The following is a 25,857-nucleotide window of genomic DNA, read 5'->3' on the forward strand; positions in this document are numbered from 1 at the left end:
GGACCAGGCATGTCACAACCGCAAATCTGGCTGGTTGAAGACGAAGTAAGCATCGCCGATACGCTGATTTACATGCTGCGCCAGGATGGTTTTGATGTTCGTGCTTTCGAACGCGGATTGCCCGTTCTGGATGCGGCCAACCGGCAACTGCCCGATCTGGCTATTCTGGATGTTGGATTACCGGATATCAGCGGGTTTGAGCTTTGCCGACGGCTGCTGACCGTTGCGCCCGGCCTGCCCGTGCTTTTTTTGACGGCCCGTAGCGATGAAATCGATAAGCTGCTGGGACTAGAAATGGGGGCAGATGATTACATCGCTAAGCCCTTCTCGCCCAGAGAGGTCTGTGCCCGGGTTCGCACCGTACTGCGGCGTTTTCAGAAAGCGGCAAGCCCGTCCACAACGGTACGTGTCGGTCAGTTTGAGCTTGATGAACCTGCTGCGCTGGTCCGCTGGTGTGGGGAAACGCTCCCCCTGACGCGCTATGAATTCTTACTGTTGAAAACGCTGTTACATGCGCCGGGGCGGATCTTTTCACGCCAGCAGCTCATGGATCTTGTCTGGTCTGATGCCCAGGAGAGTTTTGATCGGACGGTTGATACCCACATCAAGACGCTGCGCGCCAAATTGCGGGCAGTCAATGCGGAGGTTTCACCCATCAATACCCATCGCGGTATGGGCTACAGCCTGGGGAGCCGCTAATGCGTATAGGCATGCGGCTGTTGCTGGGGTATTTCCTGATTGTTGCCGTTGCCGCATGGTTCGTGTTGTCGATCTTCGTGCAGGAGATAAAACCTGGCGTGCGTCGCGCAACGGAGGGGACGCTGATTGATACCGCCACGCTGCTGGCGGAGCTGGCGCGAACGGACTTACTCTCCGGTCAGCCGCAAAACGGGCAGCTCGCTCAGGCTTTCGCTTCGCTTTCAACCCATGCTTTCCGGGCCGATATCAGCGGTATCCGTAAAGTTCGTAACGAGTATCACGTTTACATGACTGATGCTTCCGGCACGGTGGTGTTTGACTCTGCAGGAAAAGCGCTGGGGAAGGATTATTCGCGCTGGAATGACGTCTGGCTCACCCTACGCGGGAAATACGGCGCACGTAGCACCCCTTCCAACGCTGACGATCCGGAAAGTACCGTCATGTACGTGGCGGCACCGATAACCGTCAGGGGAAATATTATCGGTGTCGTCAGCGTAGGTAAACCTAACAGCGCGATTGCGCCGGTTATTAAGCGCAGCGAGCGGCGCATCCTCTGGGCAAGCGCCGCGCTACTCGGTATTGCGCTGATGATTGGCTTCGGGATTGCGCTATGGATCAACCGTTCCATCAGCACACTGACGCGCTATGCTGATGCCGTCACCGAGAAGACACCACTACCGCTGCCGTCGCTTGGCAGCAGCGAGCTACGCAAACTCGCGCAGGCGCTGGAAAGCATGCGCCAGAAGCTTGAGGGTAAGAATTACATTGAGCACTACGTGCATGCACTGACCCATGAGTTAAAAAGTCCGTTGGCCGCCATTCGCGGTGCGGCAGAGATCCTTCGTGAAGGCCCGCCACCTGAAGTCGTTAACCATTTCACGGGGAATATTCTCGCGCAAAATGCCCGCATGCAGGATCTGGTTGAAAAACTCCTTTCCCAGGCGAAGCTGGAAAACCGCCAGGAGATTGCGCCCTCGCAGGTTGAACTGAGTGAGTTGTTCGCACAGCTTGCCAATGAACGCAGCGCCATTCTGGCACGCAAGGGACTGACGCTTGAATGCCAGGCGCAACAGGTTATCGCGACGGCGGATCGCGCGCTGATAAGCCAGGCGCTTGGTAATCTGCTGGATAACGCTATCGACTTTACGCCGGAAAAGGGGGCAATTTACCTGCACGCCAACGATGAAGAGGGCTTTACGGTGATCACCGTTTCCGATAACGGACAAGGGATCCCGGATTATGCGCTTGAACGTATCTTCGAGCGTTTTTACTCACTCCCCCGCGAAGACGGCCACAAGAGCAGCGGTCTGGGCCTGGCATTTGTTCAGGAGGTGGCCCGTCTGCACCAGGGAAGCATCCGGATAAGCAATCGCCCTGAAGGGGGCGTCGAGGCGCGTCTGGCACTTCACCGTCACTTCACATAGCTTCAAACTCTCCCCACATAACCCCTTTATTGTGCAGGCACGACAAAGGAGGGGTTATGTTTAAATCACCATTATTCTGGAAAGTTTTTACCCTGGTAGGGTGTATTGCGTTGCTGCTGGTACCACTCATGATGGTTAGCAATCTGGTGAAAGAGCGCAGCGATTATCGTGATGAGGTCGCTGATGTTCTGCGACAGAGCAGCGCGGGTTCGCAAAAGCTGATTGGGCCGCTGATTGCAGTGCCAGTGACCGAAATCACGACGGTGCTGGAGTCCACCGGCGACGAGCCACCTAAAGAGATCCGTCGAAGTAAAAGTTTCATTCGCTACTGGCTACCTGAATCACTGATGATAGAAGCTAAGCAACAGGTTGAATCACGACAAATCGGTATTTACGACGGCCAGGTCTGGCATGGCGATATCTCGCTTAAAGCGCAATTCGATCCAAAGCGCCTTGGGCTGGAAGCGAGCGAAAACCTGAAAATAGGTGAACCTTTTGTGGTTCTGGCGTTGAGTGATGCCCGTGGTATTGGCCAGGTTCAGACCATGAAAATCAACGGTGAGACGCTTACCGTTGAGCCCGGTTCTGGCCTGGTGAGTAACATGCAGGGATTGCATGCGCCTTTGGGCTCAGTAGAGATAAGCCGCAACCCCCTCATGCTTGACATGTCATTTAGCCTGAATGGCACGGGGGCGCTCTCCGTGGTGCCTGTCGGGCGTAACAGCGAACTGACGCTGTTAAGCGACTGGCCTCACCCCCGTTTTACCGGGGATTTCCTGCCTACAAAACGTGAAGTCTCCGCCAGTGGATTTCAGGCGCACTGGCAAAGTACCTGGTTTGCCAACAACATAGACAGCAAAGTTCGCGATATGCTGAGCCTGAGTGAAGGCAATGAAGGCCGACTGCCTGCATTTAGCGTCAATATCACTACCCCGGCAGATCAGTATCAGCTTACCGACAGAGCCATAAAGTATGCCATTTTACTTATCGCCCTGATTTTTGCCGCTTTCTTTGTGTTTGAAAGTCTCACGGCCCGGCAGATGCACCCTATGGAGTACCTGTTGGTAGGGCTATCGCTGGTGATGTTTTATCTGGTGCTCCTGGCGCTGTCTGAGCATATTGGTTTCACCCCGGCGTGGATAACTGCGAGCCTGCTCGGCGGCTTTATTAATGGATTTTATCTGCAGGGCGTGATGAAAACCTGGCGTGCAAGTCTGCCTTTCACCGGCGCATTACTGACGTTATATGGGGTGATGTGGTGTCTGTTGAATTCTGAAGACAGTGCCTTACTGCTCGGGACCGGGGTGCTGTTTGTGGCGCTGAGTGCGATGATGATCCTGACGCGCCGGTTTGACTGGTATTCAATTTCTATGGTTCGTAAATCATCTGTTGCCAGGAGTGAACCGACGGATGAGGGAATGCGGCTGTGGAAGTAGGGAACGGGAAAAGGTTGTGATAAAAAAAGCGGCGCTTAGCGCCGCTTTTTGTTGAACCGGGGAGACTATTCCTGCAAATCACCACAGAAACGGTAACCTTCGCCATGAATGGTGGCGATGATTTCAGGGGTGTCAGGCGTGGATTCGAAATGTTTACGAATACGACGGATAGTGACATCCACGGTGCGATCGTGTGGTTTAAGCTCACGACCGGTCATTTTTTTCAGCAGTTCCGCACGGGACTGAATTTTCCCCGGGTTTTCGCAGAAGTGCAGCATCGCGCGGAATTCACTACGCGGCAGCTTATACTGCTCACCATTCGGGCTAACCAGCGAGCGGCTATTGATATCCAGCTCCCAGCCATTGAATTTGTAGCTGTCAACGCTGCGACGCTCTTCGCTGATAGTACCCAGATTCATGGTACGAGACAGCAGGTTGCGTGCGCGGATGGTCAGTTCACGTGGGTTGAACGGTTTAGTGATATAGTCGTCAGCACCAATTTCGAGGCCAAGGATTTTGTCGACTTCATTATCACGACCGGTCAGGAACATCAGCGCGACATTGGCCTGCTCGCGCAGCTCACGGGCTAACAACAGACCGTTCTTACCAGGCAGGTTGATATCCATGATCACGAGGTTGATGTCATTTTCAGACAGGATCTGATGCATTTCCGCGCCATCGGTCGCTTCGAATACATCGTAACCTTCTGCTTCGAAAATACTTTTTAACGTGTTGCGTGTTACCAACTCGTCTTCAACGATAAGAATGTGCGGGGTCTGCATGTTTGCTACCTAAATTGCCAACTAAATCGAAACAGGAAGTACAAAAGTCCCTGACCTGCCTGATGCATGTCGAAAATTAACATGATCGGCTAAACATGACTAAAGTACGTAATTGCGTTCTTGATGCACTTTCCATCAACGTCAACAACATCATTAGCTTGGTCGTGGGTACTTTCCCTCTGGACCCGACAGCGTCAAAAACGGCTGTCATCCTAACCATTTTAACAGCAACATAACAGGCTAAGACTCAAGGGACACCCAATAAAACTACGCTTCGTTGACATATATCAAGTTCAATTGTAGCACGTTAACACTTTGGTGAAATCTCTGTATCTTAATGTTAGCGTTTTTCACAATATTTCAATAAACCAACGAGTTGCGAATATTAATTCATAAATATGGTGAATCCAACAGCAGATTCCCATTACTTATCAAAATGCCATGAATAAACATAGGGATAAGCCTGTTATATTAACATTCTGAGCAGTAGTTTCACCCTTCAACAGTTTAGCTTCTTTTAACCGTTGGCAGGGTGAAATACAGTAATTTCTGTTACATAATTGTAAATTCTCACCGCGAAATATGTCCGTGGTGACGATATTTTCTCCATTAAACGATCAAGAAGAGAACGAAAATGCACCTGGCTGTTGTACTCGTTTCCCCCGCCAGAGCGGAAAATATTGGCGCTGCGGCTCGCGCCATGAAAACCATGGGTTTTACGGATCTGCGCATTGTGGATAGCATGGCTCATCTCGAAGATGGGGCGCGTCGTGTGGCGCACGGTGCCGGTGATGTGCTTGATAATATTAAAACTTATGCTTCTCTCGCCCAGGCGCTCGCCGACGTCCAGTTCACCATTGCCACAACAGCTCGTAGCCGGGCAAAGTTTCATTACTACGCCACGCCTGAGGAACTGGTTCCCTTGCTACAGGAAAAAAGTGAGTGGTTAAAAACCGGCGCACTCGTATTTGGCCGGGAAGATTCTGGCCTGACCAACGAGGAGCTGGCACTGGCTGATATTTTGACGGGCGTTCCTATGGTGGCGGACTATCCCTCACTCAATCTGGGACAGGCGGTGATGGTCTATTGCTATCAATTAGCGTCATTAATGCAAAAAATGGCTGACGCGGCGACTGACTACGATGAGAATCCGTTGCGTGCTTTACGGCTGCGTGCTCACGCCTTGCTCGAAAAACTCAACGTCGCTGATGACATAAAAATGGCTGACTGGCTCGATCAGCGCATTGGTGTTTTAGGGCAGCGGGACACCGCAATGTTACATCGATTGCTGCATGACATCGAAAAAAAACTCGCCGAGTAATGTCTGGATATTAATATAAATAAAAGATGAAAATATTGATTGGTTGCCGCTTTCACGGTCTTTGATGAATGTTTAGTCGCTGGCGGGCAGTGGAGATGAAAACCTGCCAGCAGGGGCAAAAACTAAAAATGCATTGACTTAAGAGGGCAGATACTTTAACCAATATAGGCACAGCGACAGACAGATAAAAATAACAGAGCACACAACAGCCATGAAACGCATCAGCATCGTCACCACCATTATTACCACCACCACAATTACCACAGGTAATGGTGCGGGCTGACGCGTACAGGAAAAACAGAAAAAAGCCCGCACCTGAACAGTGCGGGCTTTTTTTTCGACCAGAGATCAAGGGGTATAACATGCGAGTGTTGAAGTTTGGCGGTACATCAGTGGCAAATGCGGAACGGTTTCTGCGTGTTGCCGACATCCTGGAAAGTAATGCCAGGCAGGGGCAGGTGGCGACAGTGTTATCTGCCCCGGCGAAAATCACCAATCACCTGGTCGCCATGATTGAAAAGACCATTGGTGGTCAGGATGCCGTACCGAATATCAGTGATGCAGAACGGATTTTTGCTGAGCTTCTTGCAGGACTCGCAGACGCCCAACCCGGTTTCCCCCTCGCTTCGCTTAAAAGTGTCGTTGAACAAGAATTTGCACAAATTAAACATGTTCTGCATGGGATTAGCCTGCTGGGTCAGTGCCCGGACAGCGTTAATGCAGCACTGATCTGCCGTGGAGAAAAACTCTCGATTGCTATCATGGCAGGCGTGCTGGAAGCACGGGGCCACCATGTCTCTGTGATTGATCCGGTCGAAAAACTGCTCGCTGTTGGTCACTACCTTGAATCTACCGTGGATATTGCTGAATCCACCCGTCGAATTGCTGCAAGCCGTATCCCCACCGATCATATGATTCTGATGGCCGGTTTCACCGCCGGTAATGAGAAAGGCGAGCTGGTGGTGCTGGGGCGTAATGGCTCTGACTACTCCGCTGCGGTACTGGCGGCCTGTTTACGTGCGGACTGTTGTGAAATCTGGACTGATGTGGATGGCGTCTATACCTGTGACCCGCGCCAGGTCCCGGATGCGCGACTGCTGAAATCCATGTCCTATCAGGAAGCCATGGAGCTTTCCTACTTCGGCGCAAAAGTGCTGCATCCGCGCACAATCACCCCTATTGCCCAGTTCCAGATCCCCTGTCTGATTAAAAATACCGGTAATCCGCAAGCACCGGGCACCCTGATTGGGGCCACCTCTAATGAAGATGGTCTGCCGGTTAAGGGCATCTCTAACCTGAATAACATGGCGATGTTTAACGTTTCAGGCCCCGGCATGAAAGGTATGGTCGGCATGGCGGCCCGCGTGTTTGCGACCATGTCCCGCGCAGGAATTTCCGTCGTGCTGATTACTCAGTCTTCCTCTGAATACAGCATCAGCTTCTGCGTACCGCAATCAGACTGCGCGCGCGCGCAACGCGCGTTGAGCGATGAGTTTTATCTGGAGCTGAAAGAAGGATTACTGGAGCCGCTCGCCATCATGGAGCGTCTTGCCGTTATTTCGGTTGTAGGTGACGGGATGCGCACGCTGCGCGGTATCTCCGCAAAATTCTTCGCCGCGCTTGCCCGTGCGAATATTAATATCGTTGCCATTGCCCAGGGCTCTTCCGAACGTTCCATCTCGGTCGTCGTGAGCAACGACGATGCGACAACGGGCGTGCGCGTCACGCATCAGATGTTGTTCAATACTGACCAGGTTATCGAAGTCTTTGTCATCGGCGTAGGCGGTGTCGGCGGAGCGCTGCTGGAACAGCTTAAGCGCCAGCAAACCTGGCTGAAGAACAAGCATATTGATCTGCGCGTCTGTGGTGTGGCGAATTCCAAAGCCTTGCTCACCAATGTGCATGGTCTGAACCTGGAGAACTGGCAGGCTGAACTGGCTCAGGCAAAAGAGCCGTTCAATTTAGGCCGCCTGATTCGTCTTGTGAAAGAGTACCATCTGCTCAACCCGGTCATTGTCGATTGTACGTCTAATCAGAGTGTTGCCGATCAGTATGCTGATTTCCTGCGTGAAGGTTTCCATGTGGTTACGCCAAACAAAAAGGCCAATACCTCGTCAATGGATTACTACCACCAGTTGCGCCATGCGGCGGCGAAATCGCGTCGTAAGTTCCTTTATGACACCAATGTCGGCGCGGGCTTGCCGGTTATTGAAAACCTGCAAAACCTGCTCAATGCGGGCGATGAACTGCAACGCTTCTCCGGCGTCCTGTCGGGCTCTCTCTCTTTTATTTTTGGCAAGTTGGACGAGGGGATGAGCCTGTCGGACGCGACCAAAGCGGCGCGAGACATCGGCTTTACTGAGCCGGACCCGCGCGATGATCTCTCGGGTATGGACGTCGCTCGTAAGCTGCTGATTCTGGCACGCGAAACCGGACGCGAGCTCGAACTGTCCGACGTTGTGATTGAACCTGTCTTACCTGAGACATTCGATGCCAGCGGCGGGGTGACGGAGTTCATGGATCGCCTGGCGCAACTGGATGATGCATTTGCCGCTCGCGTGGCAAAAGCGCGTGATGAAGGTAAAGTATTGCGCTACGTGGGAAATATCGAAGAGGACGGCGTCTGCCGGGTAAAAATTGCCGAAGTAGATGGCAACGATCCGCTTTATAAAGTGAAAAATGGCGAAAACGCCCTCGCGTTCTACAGCCACTATTATCAGCCGATACCGCTGGTACTGCGTGGATATGGTGCGGGTAATGACGTAACGGCAGCGGGGGTGTTTGCTGATCTGTTGCGTACTCTTTCCTGGAAGTTGGGAGTTTAAGATGGTGAAAGTATATGCTCCGGCCTCCAGTGCCAACATGAGCGTAGGTTTTGATGTACTGGGTGCGGCAGTGACACCTGTCGATGGGACGCTGCTGGGCGATAATGTCTCGGTTGAAGCGGCTGACAGTTTTCGCCTCCAGAATCTGGGGCGCTTTGCCAGCAAGCTGCCCACCAACCCGAAAGAGAATATTGTTTATCAGTGCTGGGAGCGCTTCTGCCAGGAGATCGGTAAAACGGTTCCGGTTTCGATGACGCTCGAAAAAAATATGCCGATTGGTTCCGGCCTCGGCTCCAGCGCCTGTTCGGTGGTCGCGGCATTGGTCGCCATGAACGAATACTGCGGTAAGCCTTTGAACGACAGTAAAATGCTGGCGATCATGGGCGAGCTGGAAGGGCGTATCTCCGGCAGTATTCACTACGATAATGTCGCCCCTTGCTTCCTCGGCGGCATGCAACTGATGATCGAGGAAAACGGCATAATCAGCCAGCAGGTGCCATGCTTTGATGAGTGGCTCTGGGTGCTGGCTTATCCGGGAATCAAAGTATCGACGGCAGAAGCCCGCGCTATCCTGCCTGCGCAGTATCGTCGCCAGGACTGCATTGCTCACGGTCGGCACCTGGCGGGCTTTATTCATGCCTGCTATTCGCGTCAGCCCGCACTTGCTGCGACGTTAATGAAAGATGTTATTGCAGAGCCGTATCGCACTAAACTGCTGCCGGGCTTTGGTGAAGCGCGCCAGGCGGTGGCAGAGATTGGCGCCATCTCCTGTGGGATTTCTGGTTCGGGACCCACACTCTTTGCGTTGTGTGATAAAACCGAAACCGCGCAGCGTGTGGCTGACTGGCTGAGCAAACACTATTTGCAAAATCAGGAAGGCTTTGTTCATATTTGCCGTCTGGATACGACGGGCGCACGAGTAGTGGGATAACCAATGAAACTCTATAACTTAAAAGATCACAACGAACAGGTCAGCTTCGCACAGGCCATCACGCAGGGCCTTGGCAAAAATCAGGGGCTCTTTTTTCCTCACGATCTGCCGGAATTTAGCCTGACAGAGATCGACGAAATGCTGGGGCAGGATTTCGTTACGCGCAGCGCAAAGATCCTCGGTGCGTTTATCGGTGATGAACTGCCACCAGAGGTTCTGGAAGCGCGCGTCCGCGACGCATTTGCTTTCCCGGCCCCGGTGAAGGCGGTTGAAAGCGATATTGGCTGCCTGGAGCTGTTCCACGGTCCGACGCTGGCCTTTAAAGACTTCGGCGGGCGCTTTATGGCGCAGATGCTGACCTCCATCAGCGGGGATAAGCCAGTAACCATTCTGACCGCCACGTCAGGTGATACCGGTGCCGCGGTCGCTCATGCGTTTTACGGTCTGAAAAACGTGCGTGTCGTTATCCTCTACCCGAACGGTAAGATCAGCCCGTTGCAGGAGAAACTGTTCTGCACGCTGGGTGGCAACATCGAAACCGTTGCCATCGACGCAGATTTTGATGCCTGCCAGGCGCTGGTGAAGCAGGCATTTGATGATGAAGAGCTGAAAGTCGCGCTGGGTCTGAACTCCGCTAACTCCATTAACATCAGCCGCCTGCTGGCGCAGATTTGTTACTACTTTGAAGCCGTAGCGCAACTGCCGCAGGAAGCCCGCAATCAACTGGTCGTCTCTGTGCCGAGCGGCAACTTCGGCGACCTGACTGCCGGCCTGCTGGCGAAGTCACTGGGTCTGCCAGTCAAACGCTTTATCGCGGCCACCAATGCCAACGACACGGTGCCGCGCTTCCTGCAGGAGGGCGAATGGAAGCCAAAAGCGACGCAGGCCACTCTCTCTAATGCGATGGACGTCAGCCAGCCGAATAACTGGCCGCGTGTTGAGGAGCTGTTCCGCCGTAAAATCTGGCGTCTGAACGAGTTAGGCTATGCCGCGGTGGATGACGAAACCACCAAAGAGACCATGCGTGAGCTGAAAGGCAAAGGCTATTTGTCCGAGCCTCATGCGGCTATCGCTTACCGTGCGCTGCGCGATCAGCTGCATCCTGGCGAATATGGTCTGTTCCTCGGTACGGCCCATCCGGCGAAATTTAAAGAGAGCGTGGAAGAGATTCTGGGCGAACCGCTGGCGTTGCCAAAAGAGCTGGCCGAGCGTGCAGAACTTGAGTTGCTTTCCCACCACCTGCCTGCTGATTTTGCCCAATTACGTAAGCTGATGATGAGCAAAGCCTAAGCAGTAGACGAGCTTTCTAAAGGCCGGGTGTGCATCATGGCAACCCGGTTTTTTTTCGCGCAAATACGGAGGAAATGCGGAGGCATTGCGCAGGAAAAATGTAGAAATTCTCAATAAATGCGGGCACTTAAAGATTAGGATTGCAGAGAATAACAACCGGTCATCACTTTGCTTAAGCTCCTTTCATCGGCCCATAACGGGCAAAATGAACCCAGGAGTAACCCATGTTGAAACCTGTTTTCTTAGCGATTTCGTTAGTGATGGTGGCTCCGCTGGCGACACAGGCTGCAGAAATTACCCTCGTGCCGGCAGTAAAACTGCAAATTGGCGACAGTGATAATCATGGCAACCGTTGGGATGGCGGGCGCTGGCGTGACCATGACTGGTGGAACCGTCACTATGAGATGCGTGATAACCACTGGCGGTCGCATCATGAAGCGGTTCGTGACCATCATGACGATCGCCATGATGACCGACATGACGACCGCGGTCCGGGCTGGAAGCGTTAATGCTACTGATTCCCCTCTCCGGGCGGAGAGGGGAAACGTCGTTACTGCTCGTGACGTTTAAAAACCAGTTCACCTTTTCCTGACTGCTCCTCGTCAAAGAAATAGCCTTCACTGTTAAATCCGGTTAACTGCTCAGGCTTCGTCAGCCGTTTTTCAATAATGTAACGGCTCATCAGTCCACGCGCTTTCTTGGCATAGAAGCTGATGACTTTGAACTTGCCGTTTTTCTCATCGAGGAAGACCGGTTTGATGATACGCGCCTTCAGGCTTTTAGGTTTTACCGATCTGAAGTACTCATCTGAAGCCAGGTTGACCACCACCTCATCGCCCTGCGCTTTAATGGCTTCGTTGAGTTTCTCGGTGATGGTGTCGCCCCAGAACTGGTAGAGATCTTTGCCTTTCGCATTTTCCAGGCGAATGCCCATCTCCAGGCGATACGGCTGCATCAGATCCAGCGGTCGCAAGACGCCATAGAGTCCAGAAAGCATGCGCAGATGCTGCTGGGCAAAATCAAAATCGGCCTCTGAGAAGGTTTCCGCCTGCAGGCCGGTATAGACATCGCCTTTGAAGGCCAGAATAGCCTGGCGGGCATTCTGTGGCGTAAAGTCCGGCTGCCAGTCGTGGAAACGCGTGGCGTTCAGGTCGGCAAGTTTATCGCTGATTCCCATTAAGGTTTTGATTTGCGGCGCGGTCAATTGGCGAGCAACATCAATGAGCTGCTGAGAATGGTCCAGCAGCTCAGGCTGAGTGAAGCGTGTCGTGGCCAGCTCGCTCTGATAATCCAGCGTTTTGGCGGGTGAAATGAGAATCAGCATATTCAGTCCTTGCAGGGAATTTTTTGCTGATTTTAACAAAAAAGCGAACCGGGTTGATCAATAGTTGTGATTGTCAGTTGTCCGTTTTGTCTCACTGTCCCATGCTCCTGGCGCGAGCTGGCGATGGATCTCGGGATAGCGGCTGGCATCAAAAACGGGCGTTATCCCCAGCTTGCGCTGGCGTAGATAGTCACCCGCAATGACGTTGACGACGGGGGAGAGCAGCAGGATAGCGGTCAGATTGGCGATCGCCATAAATGCCATGACCACATCGGCCAGGTGCCAGAGTAATGGCATACGCAACAGAGAGCCGATGACGACCATTAGCAGTATTCCTGCGCGTAACAGCCAAATGTTTCTCTTGCTGTTTAGCCGCAGGAAGATGAGGTTGTTTTCGGCATAAACATAATTTGCCGTGATGGAGGTCAGGGAGAAGAGGAAGACAAGACCTGCCACGAAACTGGCTCCCCAATTGCCCGTGAGCGTTACCATCGCGTCCTGCACCATTTGCGTCCCACTAAAGGTGCCCTCCGCGGGGGAGACGTTCGCCAGCAGAAGAACAACCGCACTGGCAGTGCAGACCATAAACGTATCGATGACCACGCCAATCATCTGTACAAAACCCTGGGCAGCCGGGTGGGGAGGGGAAGAGGAGGCCATTGCCGCTGCGTTGGGGGTGGAGCCCATACCCGCTTCGTTGGAGAACATGCTGCGCTGAAAACCGCTGGTCAGCGCCTGGCTGAGGGTATACCCCATCGTACCGGCAGCAGCTTCCTGCCAGCCAAAAGCCCCCCGAAAAATGGCCTCAAAAACCCCAGGAAGTTCGACAGCATGGCTTATGCTGATAACGATACTTACGGCAACCCAGCCTAACGCCATCAGCGGCACTACCCACTGCACCACGCTTGCAATGATGCGCAGCCCACGCGTCATCAACAGCAATAGAAGCGCGGCAAGTATTATGCCGGGGATAAGGTGGTGGATACCCCAGGCGTAGTGTACGGCACGTGCCACGGAGTTGGCCTGAATGGTATTGAAAATGAGTCCATAGGCAAACAGCAAAAAGAGTGAGAACAGCACTCCCATCCAGCGCATGCCCAACCCGCGGGCCATATACCACGCCGGACCACCGCGAAACTGTTGGTTTGCATCTCGTTCTTTGTAGAGTTGTGCCAGCGTGCATTCAGCGAAACAGGTCGCCATGCCGATGAAGGCCGAAACCCACATCCAGAAAATCGCACCAGGGCCGCCGGCGGTAATGGCAAACGCCACGCCGGCGAGGTTTCCGCTACCTACGCGGGCAGCAAGACTGAGAAAGAGGGCCTGATATGCGCTTAGTCCCCCAGGCTGCGCGCTACGGCGACGTTTGAGGTTGCGATAGAAGTCGCCAGGTAGCCGGAAAGGGACGAATTTGCTGCGAAAGGCAAACCAGATACCCGCCGCAAGCAGTAAATAGAGCATCAGTGAGTCCCACAGTACTTCACTGATAAAGGAAAAGAATTCAGGCATTAACGTCCCTCTTGTTTATGCCATGACACGGAAAAATAAGCAGCGCCACGAGCTGTCGCAGACTACTTCGCAGGCAATTAATAAATCGAGTTTATCATAGTTACGCAACTTCACTGCGCGGTTGCGCTGCCAGTGCGTCGTGTTATCATCAGGGCAGACCGGTTACATCCCCCTAACAAGTTCAAAGAGAAACACTATCATGACGGATAAATTGACTTCTCTGCGTCAATACACGACAGTCGTGGCTGACACCGGAGATATCGCAGCAATGAAGCTGTATCAGCCGCAGGACGCTACCACCAACCCTTCTCTGATTCTTGGCGCTGCCCAAATCCCTGAATACCGTAAACTGATTGATGACGCCATCACCTGGGCTAAAAGCCAGAGCAGCGATCGCGCGCAGCAGATTATCGACGCTTCAGACAAACTGGCAGTGAATATCGGTCTGGAAATCCTCAAGCTGATCCCGGGTCGTATCTCGACCGAAGTGGACGCGCGTCTCTCCTACGACACTGAAGCCTCTATCGCCAAGGCCAAACATCTGATCAAACTGTACAACGATGCGGGCATCAGCAACGATCGTATCCTGATCAAACTGGCCTCTACCTGGCAGGGCATCCGTGCGGCAGAACAGCTGGAAAAAGAGGGCATCAACTGTAACCTGACCCTGCTGTTCTCCTTCGCGCAGGCGCGTGCATGTGCCGAAGCCGGCGTTTATCTGATCTCTCCGTTCGTTGGCCGTATTCTTGACTGGTACAAAGCGAACACGGATAAGAAAGAGTACGCACCGGCTGAAGATCCGGGCGTGGTGTCCGTGACTGAAATTTATCAGTACTATAAACAGCACGGTTATGAAACCGTGGTGATGGGCGCAAGCTTCCGTAACCTGGGTGAGATTCTGGAACTGGCAGGCTGCGACCGTCTGACTATCGCTCCGGCACTGCTCAAAGAGCTGGCGGAAAGCGAAGGCGCTATCGAGCGCAAACTGGCTTATACGGGCGAAGTGAAAGCGCGTCCTGAACGCATCACCGAAGCGCAGTTCTTCTGGCAGCATAACCAGGATCCAATGGCAGTGGATAAACTGGCGGACGGTATCCGTAAGTTTGCTGTTGACCAGGAAAAACTGGAAAAAATGATCGGCGACCTGCTGTAATCATTCTGCGTGGCCGGTCTTCGGCCACGTTTCCCCTCTGTCTGCTTCTCCGCTTCACGTGTATCATTTCCGTAAGTCAGACTTTTTTATACGGAATGAATATGGACACCTTACGCATTGGTTTAGTTTCTGTCTCGGATCGCGCTTCCAGCGGTATCTATCAGGACAAAGGCATCCCGGCGCTTGAGGAGTGGCTCGCAGCCACTCTCATTACCCCTTTTTCTATCGAAACGCGTCTGATCCCGGACGAACAAAACATCATCGAGCAGACACTCTGCGAGCTGGTGGATGAGATGAGCTGCCATCTTGTATTGACCACTGGCGGCACCGGTCCTGCACGCCGCGACGTTACGCCTGATGCCACACTGGCAGTAGCGGATCGTGAAATGCCAGGCTTTGGCGAACAGATGCGCCAGATAAGCCTCAATTTTGTGCCGACAGCCATTCTCTCCCGTCAGGTGGGCGTGATCCGCAAACAGGCGCTGATTCTGAATTTGCCGGGCCAGCCTAAATCCATCAAAGAGACGCTGGAAGGGCTGAAGGATGCAGAAGGTAACGTAAAAGTGCCGGGCATTTTTGCAAGTGTACCGTATTGTGTACAGTTGCTTGAAGGCCCTTATGTCGAAACCAATCCCGCCCGGGTAGCGTCTTTTCGTCCAAAAAGTGCCAGGCGCGAGACAATCTCCTGATGTTGCGCGTTTTTTGATTTAATCGGTTCGTGTAGTGGCGTGTTAAATTATTTACGGTATAGTAACTTTTAATTTACAGCTATCGTAAATATTACCTTAACCCGCCTCTTTACCTATGGTCCGTTATGTCAAAACACACACGCCCTTTGAATAAACAGGATTACAAAACTCTCACGCTTGCCGCATTAGGCGGCGCGCTGGAGTTTTACGATTTTATTATCTTCGTTTTCTTTGCTGCCGTGGTGGGAGAGCTGTTCTTCCCGGCGGACATCCCGGAATGGCTACGTCAGGTACAGACCTTCGGCATTTTTGCCGCAGGCTATCTGGCGCGTCCACTGGGCGGGATTGTGATGGCGCATTTCGGCGATCTGGTGGGGCGTAAGAAGATGTTCACCCTCAGCATCCTGCTAATGGCCGTCCCTACACTGGCGATTGGTTTACTGCCGACTTATGCCTCGGTCGGGCTGATTGCCCCTCTGCTTCTGCTGCTTATGCGTGTACTCCAGGGGGCCGCAATTGGTGGTGAAGTACCGGGAGCATGGGTTTTTGTCGCGGAGCATGTGCCGGAACGTCGTATCGGCATCGCGTGCGGCACCCTGACCGCAGGACTCACCGTTGGGATCCTGCTGGGCTCCGTTGTGGCAACCCTTATCAACACCAGCCTGAGCCAGCAGGCGATCCATGATGGCGGCTGGCGTATCCCCTTCCTGCTCGGCGGCGCATTTGGTCTGGTGGCCATGTATCTTCGTCGTTGGTTACAGGAAACGCCTGTCTTCCTCGAAATGCAACAGCGTAAAGCGCTGGCACAAGAGCTACCGGTTAAAGCCGTCGTGCGAAAGCATAAAAAAGCGGTGGTGGTTTCTATGCTGCTGACATGGCTGCTCTCGGCCTGCATCGTGGTAGTGATTCTGATGTCGCCTGTCTGGCTACAAAAACAGTATGGGCTGGCCCCTGCACTGACGCTACAGGCCAACAGCATAGCCACCATTATGCTTTGCGTTGGCTGCCTGATTGCGGGTCTGGTGGTGGATAAGTTTGGGCCGAGCAAAACCTTTGTTATCGGCGGCCTCCTGCTGGCCGTTTCGAGCTGGCTGTTCTATCACCAGGTGGGCAGTCATCCTGAACAGCTGTTCGTGCTCTATGGTCTGGTTGGACTCTGCGTAGGTGTTGTCGGTGCCGTGCCCTACGTGATGGTTCGTGCCTTTCCTGCTGAAGTACGTTTTACCGGGATTTCATTCTCTTACAACGTCTCGTATGCCATTTTTGGTGGGCTGACGCCAATTGCCGTTACCATGTTAATGGGGGTCAGCCCAATGGCACCCGCCTGGTATGTGCTGGCGCTGGCACTGACGGGGATAGGGCTTGGTATCTGGCTGCGCCAGGACTGGATGGCGGCGAAAAGCGCGGCACTGACAGAACAACCTCAGCCCTGAGACATCGGTGCGCCGTCGGATGACGGCGCCAGCGCGCTTAGTGTGAAGGGGTATAACTCAGGACAATATTGTCATCCGGGATCTGGGTGAAGCGCTTGATGATGGTGTGATAATCCGCCTGCGGGTCGAGGTCTTTAAAGCGGTCCGGGTAGAAGATCTTACTCAGTGTTTCAATGGCGACAATGTTGTAAGGGTTGTTGTAAAAGTGGTGATACAACGCCCCGGTATGTCCCTTAACCACTGCCGGAATGCTGCTGACACCCTGGCGGGCCAGCAGGGCATTAAAGGCGGCAGCAACCTCTTTCTGCTCGACGTTATAGCCAAACGGGATGATTGCCGTGCCTTTCCCCGGACGTTTTGACCCACTCATCAGGTAGTAGTCAGGATTCAGGGAGATGATCTTTTCCACTGACACGGTGCCCGTCGCGCCCGGCAACAACTGTGAACCAATGTTCACGCCGCCTGCCGCTTCCACCAGACCGCCCCAACCGTTACGCGCGTGGGTGAAACAGCAGCCATTGTCCAGACCGGCGACACCCGCGATAGGCTCAATAAACACCAGCGGTTTTCTGGCGGCGGTCGCCACGCGTTGTTGCAGGGTTTCCAGACGCTGTTGGTAGAAATCCGTATAGGCTTTGGCGCGTTCGTTCTGCCCCATCACTTTGCCCAGCAGCGTAATGCTCGGCAGGGTATTTTCCACCGGGTGCAGTTCGTAATCGACAAAAAGAACCGGTATATGTAGCGCTTCAAGCTTCGCGAGCACACCACTCTGCACCAGCGACGGTTTAGCGCGCAGTTGGGCAATCATCAGATCAGGCTGACGGGAGAGGATGGTTTCCAGATCCACATTCCCCTGATCGGAAAACTGCATATCAAGGATCTTTTCAGCCTGCGGCCACTTGCGTTTCAGTAGCTCCCAGGTCTGGGTATCCTGTTTTTTCGGCAGATTGTTCCATGCGACGACTTTGGCAAAGGGATTGTCTCGCTCCAGTAGCGCCAGGGCGAAAATGTCGCGGCCATCCTGCAAAATAATGCGCTGTGGCTCATGTGGAATGGTCACCGTGCGATTATCCATATCCTTGACCGTTACCGGCCAGTCAGCGGCCTGCGTGAATAATGGTGACAGCAGCAGAACCGCGCCACCCGCCACGGCAATAAGGGCCTTCTTCAGATTCATGGTTTCCCCGTCTTCCTTTTTTATTGTGTTAAGCCATCGACCACCACGTGCGGCAGTCCCTGTGAACAGCATTCAATTCGGCCCTGCACGCCATAGACAGTGGCAAGGTTAGCGGGCGTGACCACCGCTTCCGGCTCACCGCTGGCAACCAGCGCGCCATTTTTCAGCATGACGGCATAGTCGGCATGACGCAGGGCGATGTTGATGTCATGAATGACCACCACGGTCACGATGTTACGCAGCCGCGTCTCACGGGCCACAATGTCCATGACATGAAACTGATAATTAAGATCGAGTGCGCTGAGCGGCTCATCAAGCAGCAGCAGGTCAGGTTTGCGGATAAGCGACTGCGCCAGACCAATCAACTGCTTTTGCCCGCCGGATAGCTGATCGAGATAACGCATCGCCAGATGCGAGATCCCAAGCTTGTGCAAAATGTCGTAGGCCTCTTTTTCGACGTGCCGTTGCGCGTCAACGCCGCTGGCCCGGCGGGCAACAATCACTGACTCCAGCGCATGCAAATGCACCCCTTGCGGCAGCGATTGCGGCAGATAAACCACTTTCTGAGCTCGCGTTGCCGTCGGCAACGTCATCAGATTTTCGCCGTTGAGCTCAAGCGTGCCCTGCGCCGGATTCAAATCGGCCAGCGCGCGCAGCAGGGTGGATTTGCCTGAACCGTTAGGGCCGAGCAGGGCGGTAATTCTGCCACGCGGCAGCAGAGGGGTCGTCAGCCCGTCGATGATCTTCTTTTTACGATAGCCGGTATGCAAATCGTTGATTTTCAGGCCGTCGGTCATAATGTTCCCCGGTGGCGAATGATAATGCTGAGGAAGAAGGGCACGCCCACCAGCGAGGTAACGATGCCAACCGGAATGATGACGCCATCAACAATGTTTTTTGACAGCACCGACGCAAGAGAGAGGACCAGCGCGCCAATCAGCATGCTGCCTGGCAGATAAAAGCGGTGATCCTCGCCAAACATCATGCGGGAGATATGCGGGGCAACGAGGCCGATAAAGCCAATTGGGCCGACAAAGGCAACGGTGAGGGCTGAAATAATGCTGATGCGCAGCAGTGTGGCAAGGCGTAGCTGACGCACGTTTATGCCAAAACTGATGGCGCGATCTTCCCCCAGACGCAGGGCGGTAAGCTTCCAGGCGTTGCGCATCGACAGAGGCACAATCAAAAGCAGCGCCACCGCCAGAATGGTCAGTTTATCCCAGGAGGCTCGGGCCAGACTGCCCATCGTCCAGAAAACCAGCCCTTGGAGCGTATCTTCGCTGGCGACGAACTGCAGAATCGAAATCAATGCGTTAAAGGTAAAGACCAGGGCAATACCAAACAGCACGACGCCCGAGGTGGCCACACGCGTCCAGCGACTGATCCCGTCAAGTACAAAACAGGCCAACAGGGCAAAGACAAAGGCATTGGCCGAGATAAACCACTGGTCAGGAATACCCGGAAGGCCGATCCCAAGAATAATCGCCAGCGCCGCGCCAAAGGAGGCGGCTGAGGAGACGCCAAGCGTAAAAGGACTGGCGAGCGGATTGTTCAGGATGGTTTGCATTTCAGCGCCCGCCAGCCCCAACCCCATGCCGACCAGGACGGCCATCAGTGCGAAGGGCAAACGCAGCTCCCAGACAATCACCCGGATACCCGCATCCGCCGATGCGGCATGAAAGAGCGTCTGCCAGAGCGTGGAAACAGAAAGGCCGGAAGGGCCCAGGATGAAATCAAGGATCAGCGATGACAGAATTAGCAGCAGGAGAATGCCCGCTAAGATAAAACGCCGTAGCAGAATGCTTTTGTAATGCGACGCCACGGCCGACGCATCAGACTTCTCGCTGGCGGTAAGGGTGGAACTCATGGTCTGACCTTATGCAACATAACAGTAGGGGGATCCCACCCGACGTACCTGTCCGGGTTGTTGCATGAAATCCATTCACCGGGATGCTCCCGGCGAACATAATAAAAATGATAATGCTTATCAATTAAGCGAGGAGTGAATCACGCCTTCGTTTAGGAACTGTTATTGTTGTGCGCAAAAAACGACCTTACCGGCGGGACTCCAGCGCCCGGCAGGTGGCATAAGCGCCAGCGATACATAAGGCCACCGGCACCAGAAAGCTGTGATCCATACGGGTGGATTCCATTATTAACGCAAGGGTGGTGACCGGCATATGGGCCGAGGCCGATAAGAACCCTGCGGCGCCCAGCAGCGCAAAACTTTCCTTATCGCTGCCTGGAAAGAGGTGCCCGGCAAGCAGAAACAGCAGTGAACCAAGCAGGCCCCCCACCGCAAGACCAGGTGTCAACAATCCACCGGCCGCGCCTCCCCGGATCACAGCACAGATCAGGAACACTTTGAGCACCAGAAGAATGACGGCAAGCATCGCGGTCATTTCACCGCTTAAGGCCAGTTGCGCAGCCCCTTTGCCGTTGCCCGGTAATTGTGGAAACCAGATAGTACCCATGCCGAGCAACGTAAAGGCCACCAGGCTAATCACAGGCATCTGCCAGTTAGTGCGCACATGGCTTCTGGCGTATTGGGTGAGACGACGGAAAAGATACGCTGCGGCGCCGAACAAAGGGCCACTTAGTGCCCCCCAAAAGACTAACGAGGTCGCAGCGATTTCAGTAGTAAAACGATACTGGTGTTCATCCCCCAGCCCCAGCGAGGCGACCCAGGCGGCAAGAGCAGACGTCACCAGTGCCGCAATGGCGGCATCCCAGCTAAAACGCACCAGCAGGACTTCAAGCGTAAAGATAGCCCCGGCCAGAGGGACGTTATAAACGGCAGCAAGGCCGGCCCCCGCGCCGCAGGCCGTCATGAGCTGAATATCCGCCGCCGTCAAACACAAACGACGGGCGACGCCCCCGGCAAAGAGCGCACCGGCCTCACGCGGCGCGACTTCCCGTCCCAGCGGCGAGCCCATCGCGACGGTGATGATCTGCAGAAGAATATGGACAAGGGTAGTCAGGGGCGGCATGGGTTTACCGGCGTCAGCCACTGCCGCGCCAATGCTGACGCGCTTTTGGCCATAACGCGCCAGTAACCACCATCCGCATCCTGCCACGACGCCGGCCGCCACCAGCACGAGAAAGCGCCGCTGCGCGCTGGCATCCGTGACGCCTTCTAAAAAGGTTTGTGGGCTGATTAACTGGTTCTGGCTGTAGCCATAGGCGAGGTGCTGGATTTCATGTAACAGCATGGCCAACAACATGCCGCCAAGACCAGCCAGCATGCCGGTCAGAAGCAGCGCTGCCCAGCGTTGAAGCCCGTAAGTTCTGCCCTGTAATAAGATCATCATCCGCGTCTTAATAAGGAGGAAGGAGATCATCATCCCATAAAGCGGCTTAACAGGTAATCAATCGAAGCTGATAGGGAAAGGGGAAGGGATTCGTGCCCGCAGTGCAGGCACGAAGGGGAGTGATTAGTGCGGCTCGCCAATCGGCAGTACGGTGCGACCGTATTGCTCGTTCAGCACTTCACCCATCGCCAGGTAAATCGCGCTTGCGCCACACACCAGGCCAATCCAGCCCGCAATGTGAACGATGCTTTCGTTATCAGCCAGGTGACCGACGGCCAGTAGAGCAAACAGCACGGTCAGGCTCAGGAACACAAACTGCAACATACGCGCGCCTTTCAGCGTGCCAAAGAACATGAACAGGGTGAACACGCCCCAGATACCCAGATAAACACCCAGGAAGTGGCCGTTTGCCGCGTCAGCAAGGCCCATTTTCGGCAGCAGAAGAATAGCGACGAGGGTCAGCCAGAAAGAACCGTAAGAGGTAAATGCGGTTAAACCGAAGGTGTTGCCTTTCTTATATTCCAGCAGACCTGCGAAAATCTGTGCGATACCACCATAAAAAATACCCATAGCCAGGATAATGCCATCTAACGGGAACATACCAATATTGTGCAGGTTAAGCAGAATAGTGGTCATGCCGAAGCCCATTAAGCCCAGCGGAGCCGGATTAGCCAACTTAGTGTTGCCCATAATTCCTCAAAATAAATCAATTTGAATGATGAAAGGAGGCCCTGCATCCGTCTTGAGGGTGCGGGGCGGCGGCATCATAAATAGCGCCATGTCCTGTGTCTATGATCTGAACAGGTGGAAATTAAAAAATTTTTTAATCCTTCCCCCTTGATGAGTGCCGTTACGACCCCATCTTGTAGTCAACCGCAGTGTGTGGGCCTGAAAAAAAGCGAAGGTGGGTAGTTGAAACACCGTAATTCGCCCTTATTACAGGTTCACAACCACATGTTGACTGAATTTTTAGTGGAGACGTTTAGATGGGTAAAATTATTGGTATCGACCTGGGTACTACCAACTCTTGTGTAGCGATTATGGATGGCACTACTGCACGTGTGCTTGAGAACGCCGAAGGCGATCGCACCACGCCTTCTATCATTGCTTATACCCAGGATGGTGAAACTCTGGTTGGTCAGCCGGCTAAACGTCAGGCAGTGACAAACCCGCAAAACACCCTGTTTGCGATTAAACGCCTGATTGGCCGCCGCTTCCAGGACGAAGAAGTGCAGCGTGACGTTTCTATCATGCCGTATAAAATCATTGCTGCTGATAACGGCGATGCATGGCTTGACGTGAAAGGCACCAAAACTGCGCCGCCGCAGATTTCTGCTGAAGTCCTGAAAAAAATGAAGAAAACAGCAGAAGATTATCTGGGCGAGCCGGTAACTGAAGCGGTTATCACCGTACCGGCTTACTTTAACGATGCTCAGCGCCAGGCGACCAAAGATGCTGGCCGTATTGCTGGTCTGGAAGTCAAACGTATTATCAACGAACCGACTGCTGCTGCGCTGGCTTATGGCCTGGACAAAGAAGTGGGTAACCGTACCATCGCGGTTTATGACCTGGGTGGCGGTACTTTCGATATCTCTATTATCGAAATCGACGAAGTTGATGGCGAAAAAACCTTCGAAGTTCTGGCAACCAACGGTGATACCCACCTCGGTGGTGAAGACTTCGACAGCCGTCTGATCAACTATCTCGTTGAAGAGTTCAAAAAAGATCAGGGCATTGACCTGCGTAATGACCCGCTGGCAATGCAGCGCCTGAAAGAAGCCGCAGAAAAAGCCAAAATCGAGCTCTCTTCTGCGCAGCAGACCGACGTCAACCTGCCGTACATCACTGCAGACGCGACCGGTCCGAAACACATGAACATCAAAGTGACCCGTGCGAAACTGGAAAGCCTGGTCGAAGATCTGGTTAACCGTTCTATCGAGCCGCTGAAAGTTGCACTGCAGGACGCTGGCCTGTCTGTTTCCGACGTGCAGGATGTCATCCTGGTCGGTGGTCAGACCCGTATGCCAATGGTCCAGAAGAAAGTGGCTGAGTTCTTTGGTAAAGAGCCGCGTAAAGACGTTAACCCGGACGAAGCGGTTGCCATTGGTGCTGCGGTTCAGGGTGGCGTGCTGAGCGGTGATGTTAAAGACGTACTGCTGCTGGACGTGACGCCGCTGTCTCTGGGTATCGAAACCATGGGCGGTGTGATGACGGCGCTCATCACCAAAAACACCACCATCCCGACCAAGCACAGCCAGGTGTTCTCTACCGCTGAAGACAACCAGTCTGCGGTAACCATCCACGTGCTGCAGGGTGAACGTAAACGTGCGAGCGATAACAAGTCTCTGGGTCAGTTTAACCTGGACGGCATTAACGCAGCACCGCGCGGCATGCCGCAGATCGAAGTGACCTTCGACATCGATGCTGACGGTATCCTGCATGTGTCCGCGAAAGACAAAAACAGCGGTAAAGAGCAGAAGATCACCATCAAGGCTTCTTCTGGTCTGAATGAGGAAGAAATTCAGAAAATGGTTCGCGAAGCAGAAGCGAACGCTGAATCTGACCGTAAGTTCGAAGAGCTGGTTCAGACCCGTAACCAGGGCGACCATCTGCTGCACAGCACCCGTAAGCAGGTTGAAGAAGCTGGCGACAAACTGCCTGCTGAAGATAAAACCGCTATCGAGTCTGCACTGAGCGCGCTGGAAACCTCTCTGAAAGGCGAAGATAAAGACGACATCGAAGCGAAAATGCAGGCACTGGCACAGGTTTCCCAGAAACTGATGGAAATTGCCCAGCAGCAGCATGCCCAGCAGCAGGCGGGTGGCGCTGATGCCTCGGCGAACAATGCGAAAGATGACGATGTTGTTGACGCTGAGTTTGAAGAAGTAAAAGACAAAAAATAATCGCCCTGATGCAGGGTAAGTAATCAGCACGGGCGAAGAGGTTTCCTCTCCGCCCGTGCTCGCATGTTAAGGGGCTTAAAAAAACAATGGCAAAGCAAGACTATTACGAGATTTTAGGCGTTTCCAAAACTGCGGAAGAGCGTGAAATCAAAAAGGCGTATAAGCGCCTGGCCATGAAATATCACCCGGACCGCAACCAGGGGGACAAAGAGGCCGAATCCAGATTTAAAGAGATCAAAGAAGCCTACGAAGTCCTTACCGATGCCCAAAAACGCGCGGCCTACGACCAGTACGGTCACGCGGCGTTTGAACAGGGTGGCATGGGGGGCGGTGGCGGCGGTTTCGGCGGCGGCGCAGACTTCAGCGACATCTTTGGCGACGTGTTTGGCGATATTTTTGGTGGCGGCCGGGGCCGTCAACGGGCGGCGCGTGGTGCTGACCTGCGTTACACCATGGAACTGACGCTGGAAGAAGCGGTACGTGGCGTCAGCAAAGAGATTCGCATACCCACTCTTGAAGAGTGTGATGTTTGCCACGGCAGCGGTGCCAAAGCGGGTACCCAGCCGCAGACCTGTCCAACCTGTCATGGTGCGGGCCAGGTGCAGATGCGTCAGGGCTTTTTCGCCGTGCAGCAGACCTGTCCACACTGTCAGGGCCGCGGTACGCTTATTAAAGATCCGTGCAATAAATGTCACGGTCATGGCCGCGTAGAGAAAACCAAAACCCTGTCGGTTAAGATCCCGGCTGGCGTTGACACAGGCGATCGTATTCGTCTGGCGGGTGAAGGCGAAGCGGGCGAGCACGGCGCACCGGCAGGCGACCTGTATGTTCAGGTGCAGGTGAAGCAGCATGCTATCTTCGAGCGTGAAGGCAATAACCTCTACTGTGAAGTGCCGATTAACTTCGCTATGGCCGCTCTTGGTGGCGAGATCGAAGTGCCGACGCTTGATGGGCGCGTGAACCTGAAAGTGCCTGGCGAAACCCAGACCGGCAAGCTGTTCCGCATGCGCGGTAAAGGCGTGAAGTCAGTGCGCGGTGGCGCGCAGGGCGACCTGCTGTGTCGCGTGGTTGTTGAAACACCGGTTGGCCTGAACGACAAGCAGAAACAGCTGTTAAAAGAGCTCCAGGAAAGCTTCGGTGGCCCGACGGGTGAGCATAACAGCCCGCGCTCGAAAAGCTTCTTCGACGGCGTGAAAAAATTCTTTGATGATTTGACGCGCTAAAAGATGTGATCAATTTTTGCGGCCGCTGATGCGGCCCTTTTTTTTGCTAATTGCATTCATTTAAATAATGATTGAATGTTTTTTAAAACCCTGAGCTATATTTACTCCAGACCTTTGTGTTGGGGTAGTAACAAAATCTATTTTTAAATGTCAGTAAAATAAAAACTGAACCGCCCGTAATCTTCATTTCAGTTCGATATTTTTTGGATGCCTGAATACCAAGTGAGTCGTCCTCTCTGTTTTTCATGAGATAATTTATTAAAAAACAACATAATCTGACACCACCCTCTGGGTGAGTATTTATCAATCCCGGTGTGATATCTCTATCACAAACAAAAGTCTCCCTTTTTATAAACTACTGCCATTGTTTTTCTCATTTCAATATTTATTTGGAATTATTACCACCCGTTATAACAACAGGAGATAA

Annotated in this window: 23 protein-coding genes and 1 other annotated feature; of the genes, 15 read left to right on the plus strand and 8 right to left on the minus strand. The window is 53.5% G+C overall.

Annotated features, from left to right (window positions below; all coding sequences use genetic code 11):
• The first annotated feature begins 9 nt into the window (after window positions 1-9).
• The 3 genes from creB to creD are packed head-to-tail and all read left to right on the plus strand — an operon-like array spanning window position 10 to window position 3,559.
• A complete protein-coding gene (creB, locus tag M1D91_RS03220) occupies window positions 10-699 on the plus strand; it encodes a two-component system response regulator CreB (protein WP_437431090.1) in 690 nt (229 codons plus the stop codon).
• Complete coding sequence (gene creC / locus M1D91_RS03225) at window positions 699-2,123, plus strand: two-component system sensor histidine kinase CreC (RefSeq protein WP_437431091.1); 1,425 nt, start codon at window positions 699-701, stop codon at window positions 2,121-2,123. The genes creB and creC overlap by 1 nt, the downstream gene beginning before the upstream one ends.
• A gap of 56 nt (window positions 2,124-2,179) precedes the next feature.
• A complete protein-coding gene (gene creD, locus M1D91_RS03230; RefSeq protein WP_437431092.1) occupies window positions 2,180-3,559 on the plus strand; it encodes a cell envelope integrity protein CreD in 1,380 nt (459 codons plus the stop codon).
• Between the two features lie 65 nt (window positions 3,560-3,624).
• Here the strand turns inward: creD and arcA are convergent, their stop codons facing one another.
• Window positions 3,625-4,341: a two-component system response regulator ArcA gene (arcA, locus tag M1D91_RS03235; protein WP_437431093.1), complete on the minus strand. Its 717-nt coding sequence runs from the start codon at window positions 4,339-4,341 to the stop codon at window positions 3,625-3,627.
• 95 nt (window positions 4,342-4,436) lie between these two features.
• Between arcA and yjjY the strand changes: the two genes are divergently transcribed.
• The 7 genes from yjjY (at window position 4,437) to M1D91_RS03270 (ending at window position 11,217) form a co-directional block, all read left to right on the plus strand.
• The gene (gene yjjY / locus M1D91_RS03240) at window positions 4,437-4,577 is read left to right on the plus strand and encodes a YjjY family protein (RefSeq protein WP_121497538.1); all 141 of its coding nucleotides are present in this window, start codon (window positions 4,437-4,439) and stop codon (window positions 4,575-4,577) included.
• A 398-nt stretch (window positions 4,578-4,975) separates the two neighbouring features.
• Entirely contained in the window at window positions 4,976-5,662 is a 687-nt protein-coding gene (locus tag M1D91_RS03245; RefSeq protein ID WP_437431094.1) for a tRNA/rRNA methyltransferase, read from the plus strand.
• Between the two features lie 211 nt (window positions 5,663-5,873).
• Entirely contained in the window at window positions 5,874-5,945 is a 72-nt protein-coding gene (gene thrL / locus M1D91_RS03250) for a thr operon leader peptide (protein ID WP_072042696.1), read from the plus strand.
• Window positions 5,881-6,001: a sequence feature (Thr leader region), on the plus strand. It overlaps the preceding gene by 65 nt.
• 23 nt (window positions 6,002-6,024) lie before the next feature.
• On the plus strand, window positions 6,025-8,487 hold the full coding sequence (thrA, locus tag M1D91_RS03255; RefSeq protein WP_437431095.1) for a bifunctional aspartate kinase/homoserine dehydrogenase I: 2,463 nt from the start codon (window positions 6,025-6,027) through the stop codon (window positions 8,485-8,487).
• Between the two features lies 1 nt (window position 8,488).
• Window positions 8,489-9,418, plus strand: a complete 930-nt coding sequence (thrB, locus tag M1D91_RS03260; protein ID WP_437431096.1) for a homoserine kinase — start codon at window positions 8,489-8,491, stop codon at window positions 9,416-9,418.
• Between the two features lie 3 nt (window positions 9,419-9,421).
• Window positions 9,422-10,708, plus strand: a complete 1,287-nt coding sequence (thrC, locus tag M1D91_RS03265; RefSeq protein WP_437431097.1) for a threonine synthase — start codon at window positions 9,422-9,424, stop codon at window positions 10,706-10,708.
• 224 nt (window positions 10,709-10,932) lie between these two features.
• Window positions 10,933-11,217, plus strand: coding sequence for a DUF2502 domain-containing protein (locus M1D91_RS03270; protein WP_437431098.1), 285 nt, complete (start codon window positions 10,933-10,935; stop codon window positions 11,215-11,217).
• 41 nt (window positions 11,218-11,258) lie between these two features.
• Here M1D91_RS03270 and yaaA read toward each other — a convergent pair whose 3' ends face one another.
• Both yaaA and M1D91_RS03280 read right to left on the minus strand, forming a co-directional pair.
• The gene (gene yaaA, locus M1D91_RS03275) at window positions 11,259-12,032 is read right to left on the minus strand and encodes a peroxide stress protein YaaA (RefSeq protein WP_437431099.1); all 774 of its coding nucleotides are present in this window, start codon (window positions 12,030-12,032) and stop codon (window positions 11,259-11,261) included.
• A gap of 57 nt (window positions 12,033-12,089) precedes the next feature.
• Entirely contained in the window at window positions 12,090-13,541 is a 1,452-nt protein-coding gene (locus tag M1D91_RS03280; protein ID WP_437431100.1) for an alanine/glycine:cation symporter family protein, read from the minus strand.
• Window positions 13,542-13,740: 199 nt separating this feature from the next.
• Between M1D91_RS03280 and tal the strand changes: the two genes are divergently transcribed.
• The 3 genes from tal to M1D91_RS03295 all read left to right on the plus strand — a co-directional run bounded on the left by tal (window position 13,741) and on the right by M1D91_RS03295 (window position 16,816).
• The gene (gene tal, locus M1D91_RS03285; protein ID WP_437431101.1) at window positions 13,741-14,694 is read left to right on the plus strand and encodes a transaldolase; all 954 of its coding nucleotides are present in this window, start codon (window positions 13,741-13,743) and stop codon (window positions 14,692-14,694) included.
• A 101-nt stretch (window positions 14,695-14,795) separates the two neighbouring features.
• Window positions 14,796-15,383: a molybdopterin adenylyltransferase gene (gene mog, locus M1D91_RS03290; protein WP_437431102.1), complete on the plus strand. Its 588-nt coding sequence runs from the start codon at window positions 14,796-14,798 to the stop codon at window positions 15,381-15,383.
• A gap of 125 nt (window positions 15,384-15,508) precedes the next feature.
• Window positions 15,509-16,816, plus strand: a complete 1,308-nt coding sequence (locus tag M1D91_RS03295; protein WP_437431103.1) for an MFS transporter — start codon at window positions 15,509-15,511, stop codon at window positions 16,814-16,816.
• A 37-nt stretch (window positions 16,817-16,853) separates the two neighbouring features.
• On the opposite strand, the gene M1D91_RS03300 is transcribed toward M1D91_RS03295, so the two are convergent.
• The 5 genes from M1D91_RS03300 to satP form a co-directional block, all read right to left on the minus strand.
• The gene (locus tag M1D91_RS03300; RefSeq protein ID WP_437431104.1) at window positions 16,854-17,993 is read right to left on the minus strand and encodes an ABC transporter substrate-binding protein; all 1,140 of its coding nucleotides are present in this window, start codon (window positions 17,991-17,993) and stop codon (window positions 16,854-16,856) included.
• A 20-nt stretch (window positions 17,994-18,013) separates the two neighbouring features.
• A complete protein-coding gene (locus M1D91_RS03305; protein WP_437431105.1) occupies window positions 18,014-18,790 on the minus strand; it encodes an ABC transporter ATP-binding protein in 777 nt (258 codons plus the stop codon).
• Complete coding sequence (locus M1D91_RS03310) at window positions 18,787-19,860, minus strand: FecCD family ABC transporter permease (RefSeq protein WP_437431106.1); 1,074 nt, start codon at window positions 19,858-19,860, stop codon at window positions 18,787-18,789. Before M1D91_RS03310 ends, M1D91_RS03305 begins: the two co-directional genes overlap by 4 nt.
• 187 nt (window positions 19,861-20,047) lie before the next feature.
• The gene (locus M1D91_RS03315; RefSeq protein WP_437431212.1) at window positions 20,048-21,301 is read right to left on the minus strand and encodes a chloride channel protein; all 1,254 of its coding nucleotides are present in this window, start codon (window positions 21,299-21,301) and stop codon (window positions 20,048-20,050) included.
• Window positions 21,302-21,427: 126 nt separating this feature from the next.
• A complete protein-coding gene (satP, locus tag M1D91_RS03320; RefSeq protein WP_437431107.1) occupies window positions 21,428-21,994 on the minus strand; it encodes an acetate uptake transporter in 567 nt (188 codons plus the stop codon).
• A gap of 296 nt (window positions 21,995-22,290) precedes the next feature.
• Between satP and dnaK the strand changes: the two genes are divergently transcribed.
• Together dnaK and dnaJ are read left to right on the plus strand one after the other, a co-directional pair.
• Window positions 22,291-24,207, plus strand: a complete 1,917-nt coding sequence (gene dnaK, locus M1D91_RS03325) for a molecular chaperone DnaK (protein WP_437431108.1) — start codon at window positions 22,291-22,293, stop codon at window positions 24,205-24,207.
• An 86-nt stretch (window positions 24,208-24,293) separates the two neighbouring features.
• A complete protein-coding gene (gene dnaJ, locus M1D91_RS03330) occupies window positions 24,294-25,430 on the plus strand; it encodes a molecular chaperone DnaJ (RefSeq protein WP_437431109.1) in 1,137 nt (378 codons plus the stop codon).
• Window positions 25,431-25,857: the final 427 nt, after the last annotated feature.

The sequence above is a fragment of the Enterobacter sp. SA197 genome, from assembly GCF_054131575.1.